The organism is Nocardiopsis sp. iso_237 (assembly GCF_056173345.1).
This window is the reverse complement of sequence record NZ_CM149669.1, coordinates 5700327-5722576: the sequence shown is the minus strand read 5'-3', so window position 1 is coordinate 5722576 and position 22250 is coordinate 5700327. Positions and strand designations below refer to the sequence as shown.

At 67.2% G+C, this 22250-nt stretch carries 35 protein-coding genes; 34 read left to right on the top strand and 1 reads right to left on the bottom strand.

Translation table 11 applies throughout. The features are described 5' to 3' along the window. The first annotated feature begins 43 nt into the window (after positions 1 to 43). The 33 genes from tuf (at position 44) to truA (ending at position 19390) form a co-directional block, all read left to right on the top strand. On the top strand, positions 44 to 1237 hold the full coding sequence (gene tuf, locus AC0VYM_RS25710) for an elongation factor Tu (protein ID WP_017543008.1): 1194 nt from the start codon (positions 44 to 46) through the stop codon (positions 1235 to 1237). Positions 1238 to 1494: 257 nt separating this feature from the next. Beyond that, positions 1495 to 1803 (top strand): 30S ribosomal protein S10, encoded by a 309-nt coding sequence (gene rpsJ / locus AC0VYM_RS25705; RefSeq protein ID WP_013156110.1) that lies wholly within the window; start codon positions 1495 to 1497, stop codon positions 1801 to 1803. A 12-nt stretch (positions 1804 to 1815) separates the two neighbouring features. Next, positions 1816 to 2466: a 50S ribosomal protein L3 gene (rplC, locus tag AC0VYM_RS25700; protein WP_357760506.1), complete on the top strand. Its 651-nt coding sequence runs from the start codon at positions 1816 to 1818 to the stop codon at positions 2464 to 2466. Between the two features lie 3 nt (positions 2467 to 2469). Further along, positions 2470 to 3141, top strand: a complete 672-nt coding sequence (gene rplD / locus AC0VYM_RS25695) for a 50S ribosomal protein L4 (RefSeq protein WP_475456338.1) — start codon at positions 2470 to 2472, stop codon at positions 3139 to 3141. Then, positions 3138 to 3428, top strand: a complete 291-nt coding sequence (rplW, locus tag AC0VYM_RS25690; RefSeq protein ID WP_475456336.1) for a 50S ribosomal protein L23 — start codon at positions 3138 to 3140, stop codon at positions 3426 to 3428. Before rplD ends, rplW begins: the two co-directional genes overlap by 4 nt. A gap of 58 nt (positions 3429 to 3486) precedes the next feature. Then, positions 3487 to 4326, top strand: coding sequence for a 50S ribosomal protein L2 (gene rplB, locus AC0VYM_RS25685; RefSeq protein ID WP_475456334.1), 840 nt, complete (start codon positions 3487 to 3489; stop codon positions 4324 to 4326). A gap of 12 nt (positions 4327 to 4338) precedes the next feature. After that, the gene (gene rpsS / locus AC0VYM_RS25680) at positions 4339 to 4617 is read left to right on the top strand and encodes a 30S ribosomal protein S19 (RefSeq protein ID WP_475456332.1); all 279 of its coding nucleotides are present in this window, start codon (positions 4339 to 4341) and stop codon (positions 4615 to 4617) included. A gap of 74 nt (positions 4618 to 4691) precedes the next feature. Continuing rightward, positions 4692 to 5060, top strand: coding sequence for a 50S ribosomal protein L22 (rplV, locus tag AC0VYM_RS25675; RefSeq protein ID WP_017543002.1), 369 nt, complete (start codon positions 4692 to 4694; stop codon positions 5058 to 5060). Beyond that, complete coding sequence (rpsC, locus tag AC0VYM_RS25670; RefSeq protein ID WP_049569156.1) at positions 5060 to 5848, top strand: 30S ribosomal protein S3; 789 nt, start codon at positions 5060 to 5062, stop codon at positions 5846 to 5848. Before rplV ends, rpsC begins: the two co-directional genes overlap by 1 nt. 3 nt (positions 5849 to 5851) lie before the next feature. Next, positions 5852 to 6268: a 50S ribosomal protein L16 gene (rplP, locus tag AC0VYM_RS25665; RefSeq protein WP_378738545.1), complete on the top strand. Its 417-nt coding sequence runs from the start codon at positions 5852 to 5854 to the stop codon at positions 6266 to 6268. Next, positions 6268 to 6522 (top strand): 50S ribosomal protein L29, encoded by a 255-nt coding sequence (gene rpmC, locus AC0VYM_RS25660; protein WP_017542999.1) that lies wholly within the window; start codon positions 6268 to 6270, stop codon positions 6520 to 6522. The genes rplP and rpmC overlap by 1 nt, the downstream gene beginning before the upstream one ends. Then, entirely contained in the window at positions 6519 to 6791 is a 273-nt protein-coding gene (rpsQ, locus tag AC0VYM_RS25655; RefSeq protein WP_017542998.1) for a 30S ribosomal protein S17, read from the top strand. The genes rpmC and rpsQ overlap by 4 nt, the downstream gene beginning before the upstream one ends. Before the next feature lie 104 nt (positions 6792 to 6895). After that, positions 6896 to 7264, top strand: coding sequence for a 50S ribosomal protein L14 (rplN, locus tag AC0VYM_RS25650; RefSeq protein WP_013156121.1), 369 nt, complete (start codon positions 6896 to 6898; stop codon positions 7262 to 7264). A gap of 3 nt (positions 7265 to 7267) precedes the next feature. Further along, on the top strand, positions 7268 to 7573 hold the full coding sequence (rplX, locus tag AC0VYM_RS25645; protein WP_475456328.1) for a 50S ribosomal protein L24: 306 nt from the start codon (positions 7268 to 7270) through the stop codon (positions 7571 to 7573). Then, on the top strand, positions 7573 to 8148 hold the full coding sequence (gene rplE / locus AC0VYM_RS25640; protein WP_475456326.1) for a 50S ribosomal protein L5: 576 nt from the start codon (positions 7573 to 7575) through the stop codon (positions 8146 to 8148). Before rplX ends, rplE begins: the two co-directional genes overlap by 1 nt. Before the next feature lie 13 nt (positions 8149 to 8161). Beyond that, entirely contained in the window at positions 8162 to 8347 is a 186-nt protein-coding gene (locus AC0VYM_RS25635) for a type Z 30S ribosomal protein S14 (protein ID WP_017573364.1), read from the top strand. A 269-nt stretch (positions 8348 to 8616) separates the two neighbouring features. Continuing rightward, complete coding sequence (gene rpsH / locus AC0VYM_RS25630; RefSeq protein WP_026119486.1) at positions 8617 to 9015, top strand: 30S ribosomal protein S8; 399 nt, start codon at positions 8617 to 8619, stop codon at positions 9013 to 9015. Between the two features lie 17 nt (positions 9016 to 9032). Next, positions 9033 to 9569: a 50S ribosomal protein L6 gene (gene rplF / locus AC0VYM_RS25625; protein ID WP_017542994.1), complete on the top strand. Its 537-nt coding sequence runs from the start codon at positions 9033 to 9035 to the stop codon at positions 9567 to 9569. A gap of 2 nt (positions 9570 to 9571) precedes the next feature. Next, positions 9572 to 9952, top strand: coding sequence for a 50S ribosomal protein L18 (rplR, locus tag AC0VYM_RS25620; protein WP_357760537.1), 381 nt, complete (start codon positions 9572 to 9574; stop codon positions 9950 to 9952). Positions 9953 to 10003: 51 nt separating this feature from the next. Next, entirely contained in the window at positions 10004 to 10606 is a 603-nt protein-coding gene (rpsE, locus tag AC0VYM_RS25615; RefSeq protein WP_017542992.1) for a 30S ribosomal protein S5, read from the top strand. Positions 10607 to 10608: 2 nt separating this feature from the next. Next, positions 10609 to 10794 carry a 50S ribosomal protein L30 gene (rpmD, locus tag AC0VYM_RS25610; protein WP_014912857.1) on the top strand — a complete coding sequence of 62 codons (186 nt, stop codon included), beginning with the start codon at positions 10609 to 10611 and terminating at the stop codon, positions 10792 to 10794. Further along, positions 10791 to 11255, top strand: a complete 465-nt coding sequence (gene rplO / locus AC0VYM_RS25605; RefSeq protein ID WP_017542990.1) for a 50S ribosomal protein L15 — start codon at positions 10791 to 10793, stop codon at positions 11253 to 11255. The genes rpmD and rplO overlap by 4 nt, the downstream gene beginning before the upstream one ends. Positions 11256 to 11535: 280 nt before the next feature. Further along, a complete protein-coding gene (secY, locus tag AC0VYM_RS25600) occupies positions 11536 to 12849 on the top strand; it encodes a preprotein translocase subunit SecY (RefSeq protein ID WP_475456322.1) in 1314 nt (437 codons plus the stop codon). Further along, complete coding sequence (locus tag AC0VYM_RS25595) at positions 12850 to 13509, top strand: adenylate kinase (protein WP_475456320.1); 660 nt, start codon at positions 12850 to 12852, stop codon at positions 13507 to 13509. Continuing rightward, positions 13509 to 14330 carry a type I methionyl aminopeptidase gene (gene map / locus AC0VYM_RS25590; RefSeq protein WP_475456318.1) on the top strand — a complete coding sequence of 274 codons (822 nt, stop codon included), beginning with the start codon at positions 13509 to 13511 and terminating at the stop codon, positions 14328 to 14330. The genes AC0VYM_RS25595 and map overlap by 1 nt, the downstream gene beginning before the upstream one ends. A 90-nt stretch (positions 14331 to 14420) precedes the next feature. Then, positions 14421 to 14867: a DUF1707 domain-containing protein gene (locus AC0VYM_RS25585; protein ID WP_475456316.1), complete on the top strand. Its 447-nt coding sequence runs from the start codon at positions 14421 to 14423 to the stop codon at positions 14865 to 14867. 353 nt (positions 14868 to 15220) lie between these two features. Further along, positions 15221 to 15442 carry a translation initiation factor IF-1 gene (infA, locus tag AC0VYM_RS25580; RefSeq protein ID WP_017578623.1) on the top strand — a complete coding sequence of 74 codons (222 nt, stop codon included), beginning with the start codon at positions 15221 to 15223 and terminating at the stop codon, positions 15440 to 15442. 53 nt (positions 15443 to 15495) lie between these two features. Then, positions 15496 to 15609 (top strand): 50S ribosomal protein L36, encoded by a 114-nt coding sequence (gene rpmJ / locus AC0VYM_RS25575; protein ID WP_082206327.1) that lies wholly within the window; start codon positions 15496 to 15498, stop codon positions 15607 to 15609. Between the two features lie 218 nt (positions 15610 to 15827). Beyond that, positions 15828 to 16208: a 30S ribosomal protein S13 gene (rpsM, locus tag AC0VYM_RS25570; RefSeq protein ID WP_017542983.1), complete on the top strand. Its 381-nt coding sequence runs from the start codon at positions 15828 to 15830 to the stop codon at positions 16206 to 16208. Positions 16209 to 16277: 69 nt separating this feature from the next. Then, the gene (gene rpsK, locus AC0VYM_RS25565; protein ID WP_017542982.1) at positions 16278 to 16682 is read left to right on the top strand and encodes a 30S ribosomal protein S11; all 405 of its coding nucleotides are present in this window, start codon (positions 16278 to 16280) and stop codon (positions 16680 to 16682) included. Between the two features lie 181 nt (positions 16683 to 16863). After that, positions 16864 to 17886 carry a DNA-directed RNA polymerase subunit alpha gene (locus tag AC0VYM_RS25560; RefSeq protein ID WP_017542981.1) on the top strand — a complete coding sequence of 341 codons (1023 nt, stop codon included), beginning with the start codon at positions 16864 to 16866 and terminating at the stop codon, positions 17884 to 17886. 65 nt (positions 17887 to 17951) lie between these two features. Continuing rightward, complete coding sequence (gene rplQ / locus AC0VYM_RS25555) at positions 17952 to 18416, top strand: 50S ribosomal protein L17 (protein WP_475456313.1); 465 nt, start codon at positions 17952 to 17954, stop codon at positions 18414 to 18416. Positions 18417 to 18544: 128 nt separating this feature from the next. Continuing rightward, positions 18545 to 19390, top strand: coding sequence for a tRNA pseudouridine(38-40) synthase TruA (gene truA, locus AC0VYM_RS25550; RefSeq protein ID WP_475456311.1), 846 nt, complete (start codon positions 18545 to 18547; stop codon positions 19388 to 19390). 118 nt (positions 19391 to 19508) lie between these two features. On the opposite strand, the gene AC0VYM_RS25545 is transcribed toward truA, so the two are convergent. Further along, positions 19509 to 20783: a hypothetical protein gene (locus AC0VYM_RS25545; protein ID WP_475456309.1), complete on the bottom strand. Its 1275-nt coding sequence runs from the start codon at positions 20781 to 20783 to the stop codon at positions 19509 to 19511. Between the two features lie 1005 nt (positions 20784 to 21788). Here AC0VYM_RS25545 and rplM point away from each other — a divergent pair. Beyond that, positions 21789 to 22238: a 50S ribosomal protein L13 gene (rplM, locus tag AC0VYM_RS25540; protein WP_378738514.1), complete on the top strand. Its 450-nt coding sequence runs from the start codon at positions 21789 to 21791 to the stop codon at positions 22236 to 22238. Positions 22239 to 22250: the final 12 nt, after the last annotated feature.

The window sequence follows — 22250 nt, the reverse complement described above, 5'->3', positions numbered from 1 at the left end:
TTGGACCACAGTCAGATAGATCTGTACGTCTAGGAGACTTCCAGTGGCGAAGGAAAAGTTCGAGCGGACCAAGCCGCACGTCAACATCGGCACCATCGGTCACATTGACCACGGCAAGACCACGCTGACCGCGGCCATCACCAAGGTGCTGCACGACGCGTACCCGGCGCTGAACCCGTTCACCCCGTTCGAGGACATCGACAACGCTCCCGAGGAGCGCGAGCGCGGTATCACCATCTCCGTCGCTCACGTCGAGTACCAGACCGAGGCGCGTCACTACGCCCACGTCGACTGCCCCGGTCACGCTGACTACGTGAAGAACATGATCACGGGTGCCGCGCAGATGGACGGCGCGATCCTGGTCGTGGCCGCCACCGACGGCCCGATGCCGCAGACCAAGGAGCACGTGCTCCTGGCCCGCCAGGTCGGCGTCCCCGCCATCGTCGTCGCCCTGAACAAGGCCGACATGGTGGACGACGAGGAGATCTTCGAGCTCGTCGAGCTCGAGGTGCGTGAGCTCCTCAGCGAGTACGAGTTCCCCGGCGACGACATCCCCGTCACCAAGGTCTCGGCTCTCAAGGCCCTCGAGGGCGACGCGGAGTGGGGCAAGGCCGTCCTGGAGCTCATGGGCACCGTGGACAGCTTCATTCCCGAGCCCGAGCGTGACACCGAGAAGCCCTTCCTCATGCCGATCGAGGACGTCTTCTCGATCACCGGTCGCGGCACCGTCGTCACCGGTCGTATCGAGCGCGGCGTCGTCAACGTCAACGAGACCGTTGACATCGTCGGCATCAAGGAAGAGAAGCAGACCACCACCGTCACCGGTGTTGAGATGTTCCGCAAGCTGCTCGACAACGGTCAGGCTGGCGACAACGTCGGTCTGCTCCTGCGCGGCATCAAGCGCGAGGACGTCGAGCGCGGCCAGGTCGTGATCAAGCCCGGCACGACCACCCCGCACACCGAGTTCGAGGGCCAGGTCGTCATCCTGTCCAAGGACGAGGGTGGCCGCCACACGCCGTTCTTCAACAACTACCGCCCGCAGTTCTACTTCCGCACCACCGACGTCACCGGCGTCGTGACGCTGCCGGAGGGCACGGAGATGGTCATGCCCGGTGACAACACCGAGATGACCGTCAACCTGATCCAGCCGGTCGCGATGGAAGAGGGCCTCAAGTTCGCCATCCGTGAGGGTGGCCGGACCGTGGGCGCGGGTCGCGTCACGAAGATCCTCAAGTAGCACACACGTTGGGGTGGCACCTTCCGGAGCCGCCCCGACGTGGTGGGTGGGCCGCTTCACGGCGGCCCGCCCACCACACTGACAAGACGTCATCGGGCTCTGTGACGGTGACGCACCGCAGGGGCAAGCCCTGTTGCGGTTTCTCAAGGGAATAGGGGCTCACGGCCAACACGCCGGCGGATTCGCCGACGGGCCTGGGCGTCTGTGACCGGACAGCTCACCGTTACGGACACTGAAGCGAAGGACGAACAGGCCACATGGCGGGACAGAAGATCCGCATTCGGCTAAAGGCCTATGACCACGAGGTCATCGACAGCTCGGCGCGCAAGATCGTTGAGACTGTGACGCGAACTGGCGCACAGGTCGCGGGCCCGGTGCCGCTGCCGACGGAGAAGAACGTTTACTGCGTCATCCGATCGCCGCACAAGTACAAGGACTCGCGCGAGCACTTCGAGATGCGCACCCACAAGCGGCTGATCGACATCATCGACCCCACGCCGAAGACGGTGGACTCGCTCATGCGACTCGACCTCCCGGCTGGCGTTGACATCGAGATCAAGCTTTAAGGACGCACAGACATGGCCACCAAGCAGATCAAGGGAGTTCTGGGCGAAAAGCTCGGCATGACCCAGGTCTTCGACGACGCGGGCAAGATGGTGCCCGTGACCGTCCTGAAGGCCGGTCCGTGCGTCGTGAGCCGCATCCGGACCCCTGACACCGATGGCTACTCCGCCATCCAGCTCGGCTACGGGCAGATCAACCCGCGCAAGGTCAACAAGCCCCTGGGCGACTACCTGCGCGCGAACGACCTGACCCCGCGCCGTCACTACGTCGAGGTGCGCACCACCGACGCCTCCGAGTACACGCTCGGTCAGGAAGTCGACGCCGCCGCGTTCGAGAGCGGCCAGAAGGTCGACGTCACGGGCAAGAGCAAGGGCAAGGGTTTCGCCGGTGTGATGAAGCGCCACGGTTTCCGTGGTCTCTCCGCCTCGCACGGCACCCAGCGCAAGCACCGCTCTCCCGGCTCCATCGGCGGCTGCGCCACGCCCGGCCGCGTTTTCAAGGGCATGCGGATGGCCGGGCGCATGGGCAACGTGCGCAAGACCGTCCAGAACCTGACCGTTCACTCTGTGGACGCGGAGAAGGGCCTCATCCTGGTCAAGGGTGCTGTCCCCGGTCCCAACGGCGGTCTGGTGCTCGTCCGCACCGCTGTGAAGGGGGACAAGTAAGTCATGGCCCAGATCGAGGTCAAGAACCCCGAGGGCGGCTCCAAGGGCAGCGTCGAGCTTCCCGAGTCCGTCTTCGCCCAGCAGGTCAGCATCCCGCTGATCCACCAGGTCGTGAACGGCCAGCTGGCCGCCGGCCGGCAGGGCACGCACGCCACCAAGACCCGCGGCGAGGTCCGCGGCGGTGGCAAGAAGCCCTACCGCCAGAAGGGAACCGGTCGCGCCCGTCAGGGCTCGATCCGCGCCCCGCAGTACACCGGTGGTGGAACCGTTCACGGTCCCCAGCCGCGTGACTACAGCCAGCGGACCCCGAAGAAGATGAAGGCCGCCGCCCTGCGTGGCGCCCTCTCCGACCGGGCCAGCCACGGCCGCATCCACGTCATCACCGAGTTCGTCGGTGAGGGCGCGGACAGCAAGCTCACGCAGACCGCTCTGAAGGCGCTGCGCCAGGTCACCGAGTCCGACAAGGTCCTCGTCGTCCTGGCCCGCGAGGACGAGCACAACCGGCGCGCCCTGCGCAACCTCGAAGAGGTCCACATCCTCGACGCGGACCAGGTGAACACCTACGACGTCCTCTACGCGGATGACGTGGTCTTCACCGAGGCGGGCTACGCCGAGTTCCTGGCCCACGCGGCCGGTGCCTCGAAGGCCGCTGAGTCCGAGGAGGACGACCAGTGAGGATCGCCGACCACCGGGACATCATCATTGAGCCGGTGATCTCCGAGAAGAGCTACGGGCTCATGGACGAGAACAAGTACACGTTCATCGTTCGCCCGGACGCCAACAAGACCCAGATCAAGATCGCGATCGAGAAGATCTTCGAGGTGAAGGTCACGAACGTGAACACGATCAACCGGAAGGGTAAGCGCAAGCGGACCCGTTTCGGTTTCGGGAAGCGTCCCGACACCAAGCGCGCGATCGTCAGCCTGGCCGACGGCCAGCGGATCGACATCTTCGGTGTCTGACCTTTCCCGGGTCTGACCGCTACATGTCAAGCAACACGTAAAGGAATGCGCGAAGAAGATGGGCATTCGTAAGTACAAGCCGACGACGCCGGGTCGTCGCGGCTCCAGCGTGAGCGACTTCGTCGAGATCACGCGTTCGGAGCCGGAGAAGTCCCTGGTCCGTCCGCTTCACTCCAAGGGCGGTCGTAACGGCCACGGCCGGATCACCGCTCGTCACCAGGGTGGTGGCCACAAGCGCGCCTACCGCGTGATCGACTTCCGTCGTCACGACAAGGACGGCGTGCCGGCCAAGGTCGCTCACATCGAGTACGACCCGAACCGCACCGCTCGCATCGCTCTGCTCCACTACGTGGACGGTGAGAAGCGCTACATTCTGGCGCCCGCCGGCCTCAAGCAGGGCGACAAGATCGAGAACGGCCCCCAGTCCGACATCAAGCCGGGCAACTGCCTCCCGCTGCGCAACATCCCCACGGGTACGTTCGTGCACGCGGTCGAGCTGAAGCCCGGTGGCGGTGCCAAGCTGGGTCGTTCCGCGGGGTCGCAGATCCAGCTCCTCGCCAAGGAGGGCCGTTACGCCACGCTGCGTATGCCCTCCGGTGAGATGCGCATGGTCGAGATCTCCTGCCGCGCCACGGTTGGTCAGGTCGGCAACGCCGAGCAGTCCAACATCAACTGGGGCAAGGCCGGCCGCTCGCGGTGGAAGGGCAAGCGCCCGACCGTCCGTGGTGTGGTCATGAACCCGGTCGACCACCCGCACGGTGGTGGTGAGGGCAAGACCTCCGGTGGTCGTCACCCGGTCAGCCCCTGGGGCAAGAAGGAAGGCCGGACCCGGTCGAAGAACAAGGCCAGCGACAAGCTGATCGTGCGGCGTCGGCGTAGCGGTAAGAAGAAGCGGTAAGGAGCACGTCTGATGCCACGTAGCCTTAAGAAGGGTCCCTTCGTCGACGGCCACCTCATCAAGAAGGTGGAAGTCCAGAACGAGAAGGGGACCAAGAACGTCATCAAGACGTGGTCCCGGCGATCCATGATCGTCCCGGAGATGATCGGTCACACGATCGCCGTCCACGACGGCCGCAAGCACGTTCCGGTGTTCGTGTCGGAGTCGATGGTCGGCCACAAGCTCGGTGAGTTCGCTCCCACGCGTACTTTCCGTAGCCACGTCAAGGACGACCGCCGCAGCCGCCGCTAGCGGTTGCAGCAGTTGTAAGAACCATTTTCTCCACGGTGAGTGGGGAAGGAATTTCCGTGAGCGAGGGAAAAGCGATGGGAACGAGGGCACAGGCGCGGTTCGTCCGCGTTACGCCCCGAAAGGCTCGCCGGGTGGCGGACCTTATTCGCGGGTTGCCCGCTGACGAGGCACAGGCGGTGCTCCGGTTCGCGCCCCAGTCGGCGAGCGAGCCCGTTGGCAAGGTGCTGGCTAGCGCCATCGCCAACGCTGAGCACAACGACAAGCTGGACCGTGAGTCCCTGGTGGTCGAGCGCGTCTGGGTGGACGAGGGTCCGACCCTGAAGCGTATTCGTCCCCGCGGCTTCGGCCGGGCTTTCCGGGTCACCAAGCGCACGAGCCACATCACCGTGGTCGTCGCTGAGGGCGCGGGCGCCTCGTCCAAGACCAAGGAAAGGACCCGATAGTGGGGCAGAAGGTAAACCCGCACGGGTTCCGCCTCGGCATCACCACCGACTTCAAGAGCCGTTGGTACGCCGACAAGTCCTACAAGGACTACGTCAAGGAAGACGTCGCGATCCGTCGGATGCTGACCCGTGGCATGGAGCGCGCGGGCATCTCCAAGGTCGAGATCGAGCGCACCCGTGACCGTGTCCGCGTGGACGTCTACACCGCCCGGCCGGGCATCGTCATCGGCCGTCGCGGCGTCGAGGCCGACCGGATCCGTACGGACCTGGAGAAGCTCACCGGCAAGCAGGTGCAGCTGAACGTCTTCGAGGTCAAGAACCCCGAGATCGACGCGCAGCTCGTCGCCCAGGGCGTCGCTGAGCAGCTGAGCAGCCGCGTGGCGTTCCGCCGCGCGATGCGCAAGGCCATGCAGAGCGCCATGAAGAGTGGCGCCAAGGGTATTCGTATCCAGTGCGGTGGCCGTCTGGGTGGGGCCGAGATGTCCCGCTCGGAGTTCTACCGCGAGGGTCGCGTCCCGCTGCACACGCTGCGCGCCGACATCGACTACGGCTTCTTCGAGGCCCGTACGACGTTCGGTCGCATCGGCGTCAAGGTGTGGATCTACAAGGGCGACGCCCCTGTGACCCGCGCCGAGCGCGAGGCGGCCCAGGCCGCCCAGCGCACCGCCGGTGGCGGTCAGCGCCGTGAGCGTCCGCAGCGCCGCCGTCGTGGCGGTGCCGCTGGCGCCCCGGGCACCGACGCCAAGGCTGGTGCTTCGGCCGAGGCCCCGAAGACCGAGGGGAGCTAACCGATGCTTATTCCTCGTAAGGTCAAGTACCGGAAGCAGCACCACCCGGACCTTCGTGGCAAGGCTCAGCGTGGTACCACGGTCGCCTTCGGCGAGTTCGGTATCCAGGCCCTGGAGTCGGCCTACGTGACGAACCGTCAGATCGAGTCCGCTCGTATCGCCATGACGCGTCACATCAAGCGTGGCGGCAAGGTGTGGATCAACATCTTCCCGGACCGTCCGCTGACGAAGAAGCCCGCCGAGGTCCGCATGGGCTCCGGTAAGGGTTCGCCTGAGTGGTGGGTCGCGCCGGTCAAGCCGGGTCGCGTGATGTTCGAGCTGTCGGGCGTGCCCGAGGCCGTGGCCAAGGAGGCCCTGCGCCGTGCGATGCACAAGCTCCCGATGAAGTGCAAGTTTGTTAAGCGGGAGGTGTGGGAGTAGTGGCGAAGTCCGTGACTGCCCACGAGCTGCGCGACCAGTCCGTCGAGGACCTGGTCACGAAGCTCAAGGAAGCCAAGGAAGAGCTCTTCAACCTCCGCTTCCAGGCCGCCACCGGCCAGCTCGACAACCACAGCCGTCTGCGCACTGTCAAGCGCGAGATCGCCAGGATCTACACGGTCCTGCGCGAGCACGAGCTGGGCATCGTCCCGCTGTCTGGTGAGTCGGCTGAGGAGACGAAGGAAGCAGCCGAATGAGTGAGAACCAGACCGCGACGCGCAACTACCGCAAGGTGCGCGAGGGCTACGTCGTCAGCGACAAGATGGACAAGACCGTCGTTGTCGAGGTCGAGGACCGCGTCAAGCACGCCCTGTACGGCAAGGTCATCCGTCGGACGACCAAGTACAAGGCGCACGACGAGGCGAACTCCGCTGGCGTCGGCGACCGGGTCCGCATGATGGAGACCCGGCCGCTCTCCGCGACGAAGCGTTGGCGCGTCGTGGAGATCCTGGAGAAGGCTAAGTAACCCCAGCCTGTTGGCGGCCGGCACACGTTGCCGGCCGCCGACCAGAGGGGTGAGACCACCTAGCCGTGCGGCAGTGGACCGCACGCATCACATCAGGAGCAGACGTGATTCAGCAGGAGTCGCGACTCAAGGTCGCCGACAACACGGGTGCCAAGGAGATCCTTACCATCCGTGTTCTCGGTGGCTCGGGTCGGCGCTACGCCGGGATCGGCGACACGATCGTCGCCACGGTGAAGGACGCCCTGCCTGGCGCTGGAGTCAAGAAGGGCGACGTCGTCAAGGCCGTTGTCGTGCGCACCGTCAAGGAGCGCCGCCGGCCCGACGGCTCCTACATCCGCTTCGATGAGAACGCTGCCGTGCTCATCAAGGACGGTGGGGACCCGCGAGGCACCCGCATCTTCGGCCCGGTCGGCCGTGAGCTGCGTGACAAGAAGTACATGCGCATCATTTCGCTGGCGCCGGAGGTGCTCTAAGCGATGAAGATCAAATCTGGCGACGAGGTCATCGTTCTCGCCGGCAAGGACAAGGGTGCCACCGGCAAGGTCGTCAAGGCCCTGCCGAAGGAAGACCGTGTCATCGTCGAGGGCGTCAACCTGGTCAAGAAGCACAGGAAGGCCAACCCGGCGGGCGGCCAGCAGGGCGAGGTCGTCACGAAGGAGGCCCCCATCCACGTGAGCAACATCGCGCTCGCGGAGGACGGCAAGGCCACTCGGGTCGGCTACCGCTTCGAGGAAGACGGAACCAAGGTTCGGGTCTCCCGTCGCACCGGTAAGGACATCTGATGACGGTTACCAACGACATCACCGCCCCTCCGATGCCGCGGCTCAAGGAGAAGTACCGCAACGAGATCGCTGCGGGCCTCAAGGACGAGTTCGACATCGCCAACGTCATGCAGATCCCCGGTCTCACGAAGATCGTGGTCAACATGGGCGTGGGCGAGGCGGCTCGTGACGCGAAGCTGATCCAGGGCGCGATCGCCGACCTTACGGCGATCACCGGCCAGAAGCCGAAGGTCAACCGGGCCAAGAACTCCATCGCGCAGTTCAAGCTGCGCGAGGGTCAGCCGATCGGCGCCAGCGTCACGCTGCGCGGCGACCGGATGTGGGAGTTCCTGGACCGGCTGCTCTCGCTGGCCCTGCCCCGGATCAGGGACTTCCGTGGCCTTTCCCCGAAGCAGTTCGACGGGAACGGCAACTACACGTTCGGTCTGACCGAGCAGGTCATGTTCCACGAGGTCGACCCGGACAAGGTCGACCGTCAGCGTGGGATGGACATCACGGTTGTCACGACGGCGACCACCGACGAACACGGCCGCAGCCTGCTCAAGCGGCTCGGTTTCCCGTTCAAGGAAGCCTGAGGGGTTACCACAGATGGCTAAGAAGTCCCTGATCGCGAAGGCGCAGCGGAAGCCGAAGTTCGGCGTTCGTGCGTATACTCGATGCTCGCGGTGCGGCCGCCCCCGCGCCGTCTTCCGGAAGTTCGGCCTGTGCCGTATCTGCTTCCGCGAGATGGCCCACCGGGGCGAGCTGCCCGGTATCACCAAGTCGAGCTGGTAGTTTCCGGTGGGGCCGACCCTGCGCGCTAGCGCGGTCGGCCCCCCGAAACGCCACCTGACGGTGGTACGAAGCAGTGCCCGTGCCCGCCTCCTGGCGGTGCACGGACCAGCTACATCCATTCAACAGGGCACGGCAGTCCCGGGAGGGACCGCGGTGCCCACGACCACGCCGAAGGTCCGTTTGTGCACTCTCCGGGGGTAACCCCGACGAGAGGCAGGCTCTGGGAAAGCCCGCACTCGGAAACCGCGGTGAGGAAGGGCCAGTCGGCCATGACGATGACCGACCCGATCGCAGACATGCTGACGCGTCTGCGTAACGCGAACTCGGCGTACCACGACACCGTGACGATGCCGTATTCCAAGATCAAGGCGCACATCGCCGAGATCCTCCAGCAGGAGGGCTTCATTCAGGGCTGGCGGACCGAGGAGGCCCCCGTGGGCCAGAGCCTCGTCCTCGACCTGAAGTACGGCCCCACCCGTGAGCGTTCCATCGCGGGAATCCGCCGGGTGTCCAAGCCCGGTCTCCGGGTGTACGCGAAGAAGGAGAACCTTCCGCGCGTGCTGGGTGGCCTCGGTGTGGCGATCATTTCGACGTCCGGTGGCCTGATGACTGACAAGCAGGCCAAGAAGCGTGGCGTGGGCGGCGAAGTCCTCGCTTACGTCTGGTAATAGGGAGAGACTGAAGCATGTCGCGAATCGGTCGACTGCCGCTCTCGGTCCCCAAGGGCGTCGAAGTCACGATTAACGGGCAAGACGTCACTGTCAAGGGGCCGAAGGGCGAACTCAAGCACACGATCGCCGAGCCGATCACCGTCTCCTTCGAGGACGGTATCGTCACGGTCGCTCGTCCTGACGACAAGCCGGAGAACCGGTCGCTGCACGGTCTGACCCGTGCGCTGGTCGCCAACCTCGTCGAGGGTGTCTCCAAGGGCTACGCCAAGACGCTGGAGATCCACGGTGTGGGTTACCGCGTCCAGGCCCGCGGCTCCAACCTGGAGTTCTCGCTGGGCTTCAGCCACCCGGTGGTCATCGAGCCCCCCGAGGGCATCACCTTCCGCGTGGAGAAGCCGACCATCCTCCACGTCGAGGGCATCGACAAGCAGCTGGTGGGCCAGGTCGCCGCGAACATCCGTGGTCTGCGCAAGCCTGACCCGTACAAGGCCAAGGGCGTGCGGTACAAGGGTGAGCACATCCGCCGCAAGGCCGGAAAGGCTGGTAAGTAGGCATGGGCATCACCGTGAGCCGTAAGCGCACCGCGAAGGCGACCACCTCCCGCAAGCGCCGGCAGTTCCGGGTCCGCAAGAAGGTCGTGGGCACCAGTGAGCGTCCGCGTCTGGCCGTGTTCCGCTCCTCCAAGCACATCGTCGCGCAGGTGATCGACGACACCAAGGGTCACACCCTGGTCGCCGCCTCCAGCGTCGAGACCGATGTGCGGGGCGCCGAGGGCACGAAGTCCGACAAGTCCGTCAAGGTCGGTGAGCTCGTCGCGCAGCGCGCGAAGGACGCCGGTATCACCCAGGTCGTCTTCGACCGCGGTGGTAACCGGTACGCCGGTCGTATCGCCAAGCTCGCCGACGCGGCGCGCGAGGGCGGGCTGGAGTTCTAGTTCGATGACCTCTGTACTGGCCAAGAACAAGCACGAGAAGAGGAATCACTGATGGCTGCAGCACCGCGGCGCGGCGCCGGTGGCGAGCGGCGTGATCGCCGTGACGATCGCCGCGGCGGCGCCGCAGACAAGGGTGTCTCCTACATCGAGAAGGTCGTGACCATCAACCGGGTCGCGAAGGTCGTCAAGGGCGGCCGTCGCTTCTCCTTCACCGCTCTCGTCGTCGTCGGTGACGGCAACGGCATGGTGGGCGTTGGTTACGGCAAGGCCAAGGAAGTTCCGGCCGCGATCGCCAAGGGCGTGGAGGCCGCGAAGAGGAACTTCTTCCGCGTCCCCCGCATCCAGGGCACCATCGTGCACCGGGTCCAGGGCGAGGAAGCCGCTGGCGTCGTCCTGCTCCGTCCGGCCGCCCCGGGTACCGGTGTTATCGCCGGTGGCCCCGTGCGCGCCGTCCTGGAGTGCGCCGGCATCCACGACGTCCTGAGCAAGTCGCTCGGTTCGTCCAACCCGCTGAACATCGTGCACGCCACGGTGGCGGCGCTCAAGGGTCTCAACCAGCCCGAGGAGATCGCGGCCCGCCGCGGTCTGCCGATCGAGGATGTGGCCCCGGCTGCCATGCTGCGCGCTCGCTCTGAGGCGAAGGCAGGAGCCTGATCATGGCCAAGATCAAGATCACGCAGACCCGCTCCAAGATCGGCGGCAAGGAGAAGCAGCACGCTGCTCTCCAGTCGCTGGGCCTGGGCCGGATCGGTAAGTCCACCGTGCGCGAGGACCGTCCCGAGGTTCGCGGGCAGATCACGATCGTCTCGCACCTCGTCACTGTCGAGGAGGTCGCAGAATGAGCGACTACAACCCCGACGAGCTGCTCAAGCTGCACCACCTGCGTCCCGCCCCGGGTAGCAACAAGGCCAAGATCCGCAAGGGTCGCGGCGAGGCTTCCAAGGGTAAGACCGCTGGTCGCGGTACCAAGGGCACCAAGGCTCGTAACACCGTTCGTCCCGGCTTCGAGGGTGGGCAGATGCCCCTCATCCGCCGGATCCCGAAGCTCAAGGGCTTCAGCAACGCCCGGTTCAAGACGACCTACCAGGTCGTCAACCTGGACAAGCTGAGCGAGCTCTACCCCGAGGGTGGCGAGGTCACCGTCGAGGGCCTGGTCGCCAAGGGCGCGGTTCGCAAGAACCAGCTCGTCAAGGTGCTGGGTACGGGTGAGATCACCGTCGCCGTGCAGGTGAGCGCCAACGCGTTCTCCGGCTCCGCGAAGGAGAAGATCACCGCCGCCGGTGGCACTGTCACCGAGCTGTAGGGGTTTCCCTACGATGCGTACTGGGGGCGCCCGCCCGGCAGGTCCGAAAGGTCCTGTTGGCGGGCGCCCTCACGTGTTGTGAGTGTTGATCGTTATGCCTCACGACACCAGGCGTCAGGTGATGACTGTTACAGTGCCATCTGTTTGAGCTCCCCGCTTGACGTAATGTGAGTACTTCCGAGCACCGGGCGACAGGCCCGGCGCTGACGTTCTACGACGATTCAGGATCGGCCGCGATGTCTGGAACCCGTTCCGCCGCCGAAGCCGCGCAGGAGGAGACGTGCTAGGTGCGTTCGTTCGTGCATTCCGCACGCCCGACCTGCGCAATAAGCTGCTGTTCACACTGTTCATCCTGACGATCTTCCGGCTGGGTTCGGTGATTCCCGCTCCGGGCATCGACTCGGCGGCGATCCGGGACCAGATGGACTTCATCACCGCGCAGGACCAGTCCGGTGTCTACGCGTTGGTGAACCTGTTCAGTGGCGGCGCCCTGCTTCAGCTGGCGGTGTTCGCGCTCGGGGTCATGCCGTACATCACCGCGAGCATCATCATCAACCTGCTCACTGTCGTGATCCCCCGTCTGGAGGCCCTCAAGAAGGAGGGCCAGGCCGGACAGAGCAAGATCACGCAGTACACCCGCTATCTGACCCTCATGCTCGCCGTGCTCCAGGCCACCTCCATCGTGGCCATGGCCCGCACCGGCGCCCTCTTCCAGAACTCGATCGACCCGTCGGTCTACATGCCCAACCAGGACATCCTCACCATGGTGACGATCGTCTTCGTGATGACCGCGGGTACCGCGATCATCATGTGGATGGGTGAGCTGATCACCGAGCGCGGTGTCGGCAACGGTATGTCGCTGCTGATCTTCACCCAGGTCATCGCGATGTTCCCCTCCTCGATCATGGGCCTCTACGAGGAGCGGTCGGTCTGGATCTTCATCATCATCTGCCTCGCCGGTCTGGCCCTGATCACCGCCGTGGTGTTCATGGAGCAGGCGCAGCGCCGTATCCCGGTGCAGTACGCGAAGCGCATGGTGGGTCGTCGTATGTACGGCGGCAGCTCGACCTACATCCCCCTGAAGGTCAACCAGGCGGGCATCATCCCCGTGATCTTCGCCTCCTCCCTGCTCTACCTCCCCCAGCTGGTCGTCGGTCTGATCGGACAGGACTCCACCCACCCGGTGGCGCAGTTCTTCCAGACCTACTTCCTCACGGGCACTCACCCCGTCTACATGGTGACGTTCTTCGTCATGATCGTCGGCTTCGCGTTCTTCTACGTGGCGATTACGTTCAACCCCACTGAAGTCGCGGACAACATGAAGAAGTACGGTGGGTTCATCCCGGGTATCCGTCCGGGGCGTCCGACCGCCGAGTACCTGGACTACGTCCTGACTCGTCTGACGACCCCCGGCTCGCTGTACCTGGGTGTGATCGCTCTCCTGCCCATGGTCGCTCTCGGCGCCACCGGTGCCGACATGAACTTCCCCTTCGGCGGGACGAGCATCCTGATCATGGTGGGTGTCGGGCTGGACACGGTGAAGCAGATCGAGAGTCACCTCCAGCAGAGGAACTACGAAGGTTTTCTGCGATAAATGCGTGCAGTATTGGTGGGGCCGCCTGGGGCCGGTAAGGGCACCCAGGCCCAGATCCTCGCGGAAGAGCTGTCGATCCCGAAGGTGTCCACCGGTGACATCTTCCGGGCCAACGTCAGCGGTGGTACCGAACTCGGCAAGAAGGCCAAGGAGTTCATGGACCGCGGCGACCTCGTCCCCGACGAGGTCACGAACGCCATGGTCAAGGACCGGCTGGCCCAGGACGACGCGGCGGGCGGGTTCCTGCTCGACGGGTTCCCCCGCAACGTCCCCCAGGCCGAGACGCTCCGGGGCATGCTCGCGGACCTCGGGACCCACCTGGACGTCGTCCTGGAGCTGCGGGTCGACGAGGAGGAGGTCGTCAAGCGCCTCTCGGGTCGTCGTTCCTGCCCCGAGTGCGGCCGCGTGTACCACGTGGAGTACGACGCCCCGAAGGTCGAGGGCAAGTGCGACAACGAGGGTGCGGCGCTGTACCAGCGTGAGGACGACCGTGAGGAGACCATCAGGCACCGCCTGAAGGTCTACCGCGAGCAGACGGCTCCGCTGGTCGAGTTCTACACCGGTGAGGGCCTGCTGGCCACCATCGCCGCCACGGGCCCCGTGGCGGAGGTGACGGCCCGCGCGAAGGCCGCCATCGAGGAGAAGCGGTCGGCGGTCTGATGTCTCCGAGGGATTCGGGCGTGCAGATCAAGACGCCGGAACAGATCGCCAAGATGAGGGCGGCGGGCCAGGTCGTGGCCCGCGCCCTGGACACCCTCCGGGCCGCGGTGCGGCCCGGGGTGTCCACCCTCGAACTCGACTCGGTGGCCGAGAAGGTCATCCGGGACGCCGGGGCCGTTCCGTCCTTCAAGGGCTACCACGGCTTCCCCGGTTCGATCTGCGCCTCGGTGAACGAGGAGGTCGTGCACGGCATCCCGACCGCCGAGCGCGTCCTGGCGGACGGGGACATCATCTCCATCGACTGCGGTGCCATCCTCGACGGCTGGCACGGCGACTCCGCGGTGACCATCGCGGTCGGGGACGCCCGGCCCGAGGACCTCGCCATGATGGAGGTGTGCGAGGAGTCCATGTGGCTGGGGATCGCGCAGATGCGTCCGGGCAGGCGCCTGGGTGACATCGGGTTCGCGATCGGCGGCCACATCTCGGCCAACGGCGGCTACGGCAACGTGCGCGAGTACGGCGGCCACGGCATCGGCACCGAGATGCACATGGACCCGCACGTGCTCAACTACGGCAAGAAGGGCCGCGGTCAGAAGCTGGTCGAGGGCATGTGCCTGGCGATCGAGCCGATGACCACGCTCGGCAGGCACGACGTGGTGGAGCTGGACGACGGCTGGACGGTCGTCACCCGGGACGGTGGCCGCGCCGCCCACTTCGAGCACACCGTGGCGATCACGGCGGACGGCCCGATGGTGCTGACCGCGCGTGAGTCGAACCGCGATAAAATCACCCAGATGGGGCTCGTCCAGCCGACCTGGTGACGGCGGGCCCACCCCCCGGACCACTCCGGCGACCAGCCGGAGCGGCGGGGGTGGCGACCACCCCCACGGGTGAGAGGCGAGGTACGCGCTGTGTCCGACCCGGTGCCGTCGATGCGATCGTCCGACTCCGAACGCGACCGCGTGGCGGGGCTCCTCCAGGAGCACTTCGCCCAGGGGCGTCTGGACCACGAGGAGTTCACCGAACGCCTCAGCCAGGCGTACCGGTCCCGGACCGTGGACGAGCTGGCCCTGGTCACCCGTGACCTCCCCGAGCGCGACCTCGCCGACGTCGGCCGGGTTCCGCTGGCCGACGCCGCGGCGGCCCCGCCCCTGCGGCTGAGGGACCCCGCCCTGATGGTGCCGTGGGTCCTCTACGGCGGAGTGAACGTCCTCTGCTTCTTCATCTGGCTGATCCTGTTCTTCACGACCGGGGCCAGCTACCCGTGGTTCCTGTGGGTCCTGGGCCCGTGGGGGATCATGATGTCCGTCGTGACGTTCGGGGTGCTCGCCGCCCAGCGAGGGCAGGGCGAGGACTAGCCTCCGCCGGCTCCCCGGGGCGGTGCCTCGGGGCGGGGAACAGGGTGGCCCGCGCGCCGGTTCGCCCCAGGGGACGTACGGTGTAGGGTTCTGTGCCCTTCGGTTAGGAGTACTTGCCCGAAGGGGATAGACTGTCACTGCCCATACGCGGGCTGTTGGGTCAGTCTGCCTTCTTTGTGCCACGTCATTCCACTCGACGTACGCTCTCTCGCAGTTGGCCCGAGCTTCCAGTGTGTTCAGGCTCTGGCGACCAGGGATCCCCCCGGTCGTCCGGGCTCTCGTGTCATGCGAGGCCCACTGGGGTCGCGTCGGGTTGTCATGATCAACCAATTGATGAGCGAGGCGTGGAGGACATGGCGAAGAAAGACGGCGCCATCGAGATCGAGGGTTCCGTTGTCGAGTCGCTACCCAACGCTATGTTCAAGGTAGAGCTCGACAACAAGCACACGGTCCTTGCCCACATCAGCGGCAAGATGCGGATGAACTACATCCGTATTCTCCCCGACGACCGCGTCGTCGTGGAGCTGAGCCCGTACGACCTCACGCGCGGGCGCATCGTTTACCGCTACAAGTAGCCCGTCAGGGGCCGACGGCCCAAGACTGGTGATGTGATGAGTTCGGAGTCACCATGAAGGTCAAGCCGAGCGTGAAGAAGATCTGCGCGAAGTGCCGCGTGATCCGTCGTAACCGTCGGATCATGGTCATTTGCTCGGACCCGCGTCACAAGCAGCGCCAGGGCTAACACCCCGGTCCGCTCGCCGCGGCTTCCGCACAGCGAGGACCCGGTAGGGGGAGGATCCCCCCGCCGGGCAGTGAAACAACGAAAACCTGTTCCGATCTCCCGCCGTCGAGGACGCGCGGGGGAGAACCCCCGGTCGGAGGCCGGGGCCTCGTCGATTGGGCGACGAGAGGATGGAACGGGTCAGACCTCCGCATATGCATGGATGGAGTCTCGCCCACATGGCACGTATTGCCGGCGTTGACCTCCCCCGCGACAAGCGGGTGGAGATCGCTCTTACTTACGTCTTCGGGGTTGGCCGTACCCGCGCCCTCGAAACCCTGAAGAACACCGGTGTCGACGGGAACACCCGCGTCTACCAGCTGTCCGAAGAGGACCTGGTCAAGCTGCGCGAGTGGATCGACGCCAACTACCAGGTCGAGGGTGACCTGCGTCGCGAGGTCCAGGCCGACATCCGTCGCAAGATGGAGATCGGCAGCTACCAGGGCATTCGCCACCGTCGTGGCCTTCCGGTCCGCGGTCAGCGCACGCAGACCAACGCCCGTACCCGCAAGGGCAAGAAGAAGACCGTGGCCGGCAAGAAGAAGGCCGGCAAGAAGTAGTCCGCCTCGGACCTTTCGACCGCGTCCGAGAAGATACACACGGACCGATGATCTCTGGGAGTTTCGCTCATGCCGCCTAAGGGCCGTCAGGGTGCCGCGCGCAAGGTGCGCCGCAAGGAAAAGAAGAACATTGCCCACGGGCACGCTCACATCAAGAGCACGTTCAACAACACGATCGTGAGCATCACCGACCCCACCGGTGCGGTGATCGCCTGGGCCAGCTCGGGTCAGGTCGGCTTCAAGGGGTCGCGTAAGTCCACCCCCTACGCCGCGCAGATGGCCGCCGAGGCCGCGGCCCGCCGCGCCCAGGAGCACGGTGTCCGCAAGGTCGACGTCTTCGTGAAGGGTCCGGGCTCCGGCCGGGAGACCGCCATCCGTTCGCTTCAGGCGACCGGTCTCGAGGTCGGCTCCATCCAGGACGTCACCCCGGTTCCGCACAACGGCTGCCGTCCGCCGAAGCGCCGCCGCGTCTGATTGGCACCGGTGCCCGCGCCTCCTACCGCGCGGGCACCCCGTGGTGCGGTCCGCCACCGTCTCCCGTGCGGAGACGGCGCGGACCGGGTAGGAATCCGAACAGGGGACACCACCACTCCGGTGGTGTCCGTCCGGTGGCCGTCAAATAGCGGGCGGCCATGTGGAAGGGAAGTCACGGACCATGTTGATCGCACAGCGTCCCACGCTCACCGAGGAAGTCGTCTCGGACCTGCGTTCGAGGTTTGTCATCGAGCCGCTGGAGCCGGGTTTCGGCTACACGATCGGTAACTCTCTCCGGCGCACGCTGCTGTCCTCCATCCCCGGTGCCGCTGTCACCAGCATCCGCATCGAGGGCGTCGAGCACGAGTTCACCACCGTGCCCGGGGTCAAGGAGGACGTCACCGAGATGATCCTCAACCTCAAGGGTCTGGTCGTCAGCTCCGAGCACGACGAGCCGGTGCTGATGTACCTGCGCAAGCAGGGCCCCGGTGTGGTGACCGCCGCGGACATCGCTCCGCCGGCCGGTGTCGAGGTGCACAACCCCGACCTGCACATCGCCACGCTGAACGGCAAGGGCAAGCTGGAGATGGAGCTGACGGTCGAGCGCGGCCGCGGTTACGTCTCTGCGACGCAGAACAAGCAGCAGGGCCAGGAGATCGGTCGGATCCCGATCGACTCCATCTACTCGCCGGTGCTGCGCGTGACCTACAAGGTCGAGGCCACCCGAGTCGAGCAGCGCACCGACTTCGACCGCCTGATCGTCGACATCGAGACCAAGCCGGCCATCCGTCCCCGTGACGCCGTGGCCAGCGCGGGCAAGACCCTGGTCGAGCTGTTCGGTCTGGCGCGTGAGCTCAACGTCGACGCCGAGGGCATCGACATGGGCCCGTCGCCCACGGACGCCGCGCTCGCGGCGGACCTGGCGCTGCCGATCGAGGACCTCAACCTCACGGTCCGGTCCTACAACTGCCTCAAGCGTGAGGGCATCCACAGCGTTGGTGAGCTGGTTGCCCGCTCCGAGCAGGACCTGTTGGACATCCGTAACTTCGGTGCCAAGTCCATCGATGAGGTCAAGCAGAAGCTCATCGACATGGGCCTGTCCCTGAAGGACTCCCCGCCCGGATTCGACCCCAGCACCGCGGCCGACTCCTACGGCTCCGAGGACGACGAGGGTGAGTCCTTCGTCGAGACGGAGCAGTACTAACCTTCGTCGCCCCAAGGTCCCCGGCCGAGTGCGGCCGTGGACCGCATCACTAGGAGAACGACACCATGCCCACGCCTACCAAGGGCGCCCGTCTGGGTTCCGGGCCCGCTCACGAGCGGCACATCCTGGCGAACCTCGCCACCTCGCTGTTCCAGCACGGCCGTATCCGCACCACGGAGGCCAAGGCCAAGCGCCTGCGTCCGTACGCCGAGAAGCTCATCACGCTCGGCAAGCGCGGTGACCTGCACGCCCGTCGTCAGGTGCTGACCAAGATCACGGACAAGTCCGTGGTGCACGAGCTCTTCACCGAGATCGGTCCGCGCTTCGAGAACCGCCCCGGTGGTTACACCCGTATCACCAAGATCGGTCCGCGGAAGGGCGACAACGCCCCGATGGCCATCATCGAGCTGGTCGAGGCGCTGAACGCGCCCGCCGCTCCGGCCGCCGCTCCCGTCGAGGAGACCGCCACGGCCGAGGAGACCACCACGGAGGCCCCCGAGGCCACCGAGGAGAGCTCCGAGAGCAAGTAGGGCCGACGTGCGCCGGGCCCCAGGGCCCGCGCGCCAGGCTCGTCGAGTGCCCGACCCTCGCTGGGGTCGGGCACTTCTTCTTTTCACGGGGGCGTGTCCCGTGGGACGCGTCCGGATGCGGGGTGGGGATGGACGAGAACGAAACGACCGTCCGGCTGCGACTGGACATCGCCTACGACGGCACCGACTTCTCCGGGTGGGCGACCCAGCCGACCCGGCGCACCGTCCAGGGTGAGCTGGAGTCCGCGCTGGCGAAGGTGCTCCGGCTGCCGTCGGCCTCGGTGACGTGCGCGGGGCGCACCGACGCCGGGGTGCACGCGTGCGGCCAGGTGGCGCAGGTGGACGTGCCGCTCGCGACCTGGGAGAGCGAGGGGGAGCGGGTGCTGCGCAGGCTCGCCGGCGTGTTGCCCCGGGACGTGCGGGTGAACGCCGTCCGGGTGGCGCCGCCGGGGTTCGACGCGCGCTTCTCCCCCCTGTTCCGCCGGTACGTGTACCGGATCAGCGACGCCCCGTACGGGGTGGATCCGCTGCGCCGCCGGGACGTGCTGTGGCACCGGCACCCGGTGGACGTGGACCGGATGAACGAGGCCGCCGCGCTGCTGGTGGGTGAGCACGACTTCGCCGCCTTCTGCAAGAGGCGCGAGGGGGCCACGACCATCCGTGAGCTGCTGCGCCTGGAGTGGGTGCGGGAGGAGCGGCACCTGATCGCGGGGACGATCCAGGCCGACGCGTTCTGCCACAACATGGTGCGCGCCCTCGTGGGGGCGCTCCTGGCGGTGGGGGACGGGCGGCAGGGGGTCGAGTGGCCCGGCCGGGTGCTGGGCGCGGCTGTGCGCGACTCCTCGGTGCACGTGGTGGGTCCGCAGGGCCTGAGCCTGGAGGAGGTGCGCTACCCGGCCGACGAGGAGCTGGCCGGGAGGGCGAGCCTCACCCGGCGCGTGCGCGAGCTGCCCTGCAAGGGGCACGCGGAGTAGGCGCCACGGGGAGGCGGCCCTGGGACGGCCCCGTGGCCCCACTGGTCGAGCTGGAGACGCGGGAGGGCGCCACCCCGGTCCACGGTCTGTGGACAACCGGGTGGCGCCCTCCCGTGCGTCAGGCGCGGTCGTCGGCCAGGGCCGTGTGGGCGCTCTCGATGAACCCCTCACCGATGTCGCGCAGCTCGGTGGCGTCGGCGCCGTCCTCGGTGCCCTCGTCGCTGCCGTCACTGTTGGCGGACAGGGAGAAGAGGAGGTAGCGGCCCCACTGGCCGCTGCTGCCGTGGCCGCCCGAGTAGCCGAGGCGTTCGGCCGGGGTGCCCTCCTCACCGGGCAGACCGGCGAACCAGGCGGCGCCGACCAGGTCCTGGGCGGCCAGCGCGGTCTCGGCCTCGGAGTCGCTCGGCAGGGCGGCGATCCCCACCGTGACCGCGTGGTTCTGGTCCTCGCTCAGGTAGGAGGCGCGGACCAGCTGTCGGCAGTCGTTGTCGCTGAGGACCTGGCCGTAGTCGCCGTGGGTGCCCGAGGCGCAGTCCTCGCTGTCGTCCACGGCCACGCGGCTGAACGTGCCCTGGCCCTCGATCTCGATCTCCTCGGGGAAGAGGCCGTCGGGGGTGAGGGCCCCGGAGTCGGCGCCCTCGTCGGAGACCGCGGCGCCGCCGCCGGATCCGGACCCGAAGTAGAAGGCGCCGCCGCCCGCGATCGCGAGCAGGGCGACGAAGCCCGCGCCCATGAGGACGAGCTGGCTGCGGGGACGCTTCCGCGCGGGCCGGTCGTCGTAGTCCTCGTAATCGTCGTAGTCGTCGTAGTCGTCCCGCACGCTCTGGACGTCGAACTGGGCGGTGTCCGCACCGGCGTCCTCGGGCACCTCGTCCCGGTACAGGGGGCGGGCGCCCGCGGCGGGGGCGGCCGGGACCGCGCGCAGGTTCTGGGTCGCGCCCATGGCGTCGGCCGGGAAGACGGGGTCCTCGGCGGGTCTGGGCGGCTCGGGCGGCTGGACGGGGTACGACGGCGGGCGGGCCCCGGCGGGCGCGCCGTGCGGGGGCATACCGGGACCGCCGGGGGCGCCCGGCGGAAGGGAGTTGGGCGGGGGCGGGATCGGTCCGCGCATCGACTGCTGGCCGCCGGTGGGCATCGCCTGGGGGCCTCCGGGCGGACCGGGAGGCGGGCCGGGCTGGCCGGGCTGGCCGGGAGGAGGCTGTGGCGGACGGCCCTGCGCGTACGGCGGCACCGGGGCGCCCTGCCCGGGGTGCGGTGCGCCGGGGGGCAGCGGCTGACCGGGGTGGGGGTGGCCGGGAGCCTGCGGTCCGGTGGCCGGGCGTCCGGGGCCCTGCGGGCCGCCCTGGGGGCCGCCGGGGGGGACGTTCGGGCCGCTCTGAGTGAGATGTCCCATTCCGGGGTGGCCGCCCGTGGGGACGCCGGGGCCGCCGAGGCGCGGGCCGCCCTGCTGCGGGCCGCCCGGGTACGGCGGCGCCTGCGGGCCGCTCGGACCCGCGTGCGGCGGAAGCTGGGGGCCGCTGTGGGCACCGGGAACGCCCTGCGGGCCGGTGCCGCCCTGGGGCGGCTGGGGGAACTGGCCGTGCGGGGGACGGCCCGGAGCGGGCTGCGGCGGCTGCGGGCCGGAGGGCCCCGCGTGCGGTGGGAACTGCGGACCCGAGGGTCCCGCGTGCGGAGGGAACTGCGGCCCGGATGTGGAATGCTGGCCCTCAGGCTGGGAGGGCGCACCGAGCAGGTCCCGACCGTCGCCGGCCTCCGGCTGGAGAGGTCGTCCGTCTGGGCCGTACTGAGGCGGGTTCGGATGGGTACTGATGGGAGTCTCCGAAGGCTCTGAGAGTGGGACTGGGCCGCGGTTCGCCGGGCCCGTGGCCTGTGTCCGCGCTGTGGCTTCCGTACTGCTTCAGCGGACGTTCGGCGATCGTGACGGGCGTCTCCAAGGTGCGGTTCACCGCCCGTGGTACCGGGCGGATACCGGCCTTTTGGTGCAAGGGTAACCAACGCGCGGGCGAGAGCAGGACGAAGCACTCCCGGCGACAGGCATAATAAAAGGCGGAGAGGTCACGGATGTGAACCCGTCCCGGCGCTTTCCCGCCAGACGTATCCCACCGGTCGGCCCGACGCTCGCTTTGACCTGCGTTAGGGTGGACAGGTAGGATATTTCGTCGTTGTGCGTTGAGTTGCCGTGGGCCCCAAACTCCCGAAGCTGGGTGCCGATCCACGCACCATCGTCTGCGCACTCACGACCGGGTCGTCCTGATTGGACATGGGACATCCGGCCAAGTAACAGCCCCGCACCCGCGGCGGCTGTTCCCGGCCCCGCACCCGTAGGGGTGTTCCGTAATACGAGTCCACCATCCCGTTCGGGATGGGGCAGCCGACTGAAGAGCGAAGGCGAACGATCGTGCGCACATACAGCCCCAAACCAAGCGATGTCCAGCGTCAGTGGCACGTTGTCGACGCTACCGATCTCGTGCTCGGGCGTATGGCGAGCCAGGTCGCCACGCTGCTTCGGGGCAAGCACAAGCCCTACTACGCGCCCCACATCGACACCGGCGACTTCGTCATCGTCGTGAACGCCGAGAAGGTCGCCCTGACCGGCAAGAAGCTGGACCAGAAGCGCGCCTACCGGCACTCCGGTTACCCCGGCGGTCTGCGTTCGATCGCGTACGCCGACCTGCTGGAGAAGAACCCCGAGCGGGCCATCGAGAAGGCCGTCAAGGGCATGCTCCCCAAGGGCTCCCTCGGCCGTCAGATGGGCAAGAAGCTCAAGGTGTACGCCGGTGCGGAGCACCCGCACCAGGCCCAGCAGCCGGTTCCGTTCGAAATCAAGAAGATCGAGCAGCCCGCCTAGGCGTTCGCAGAC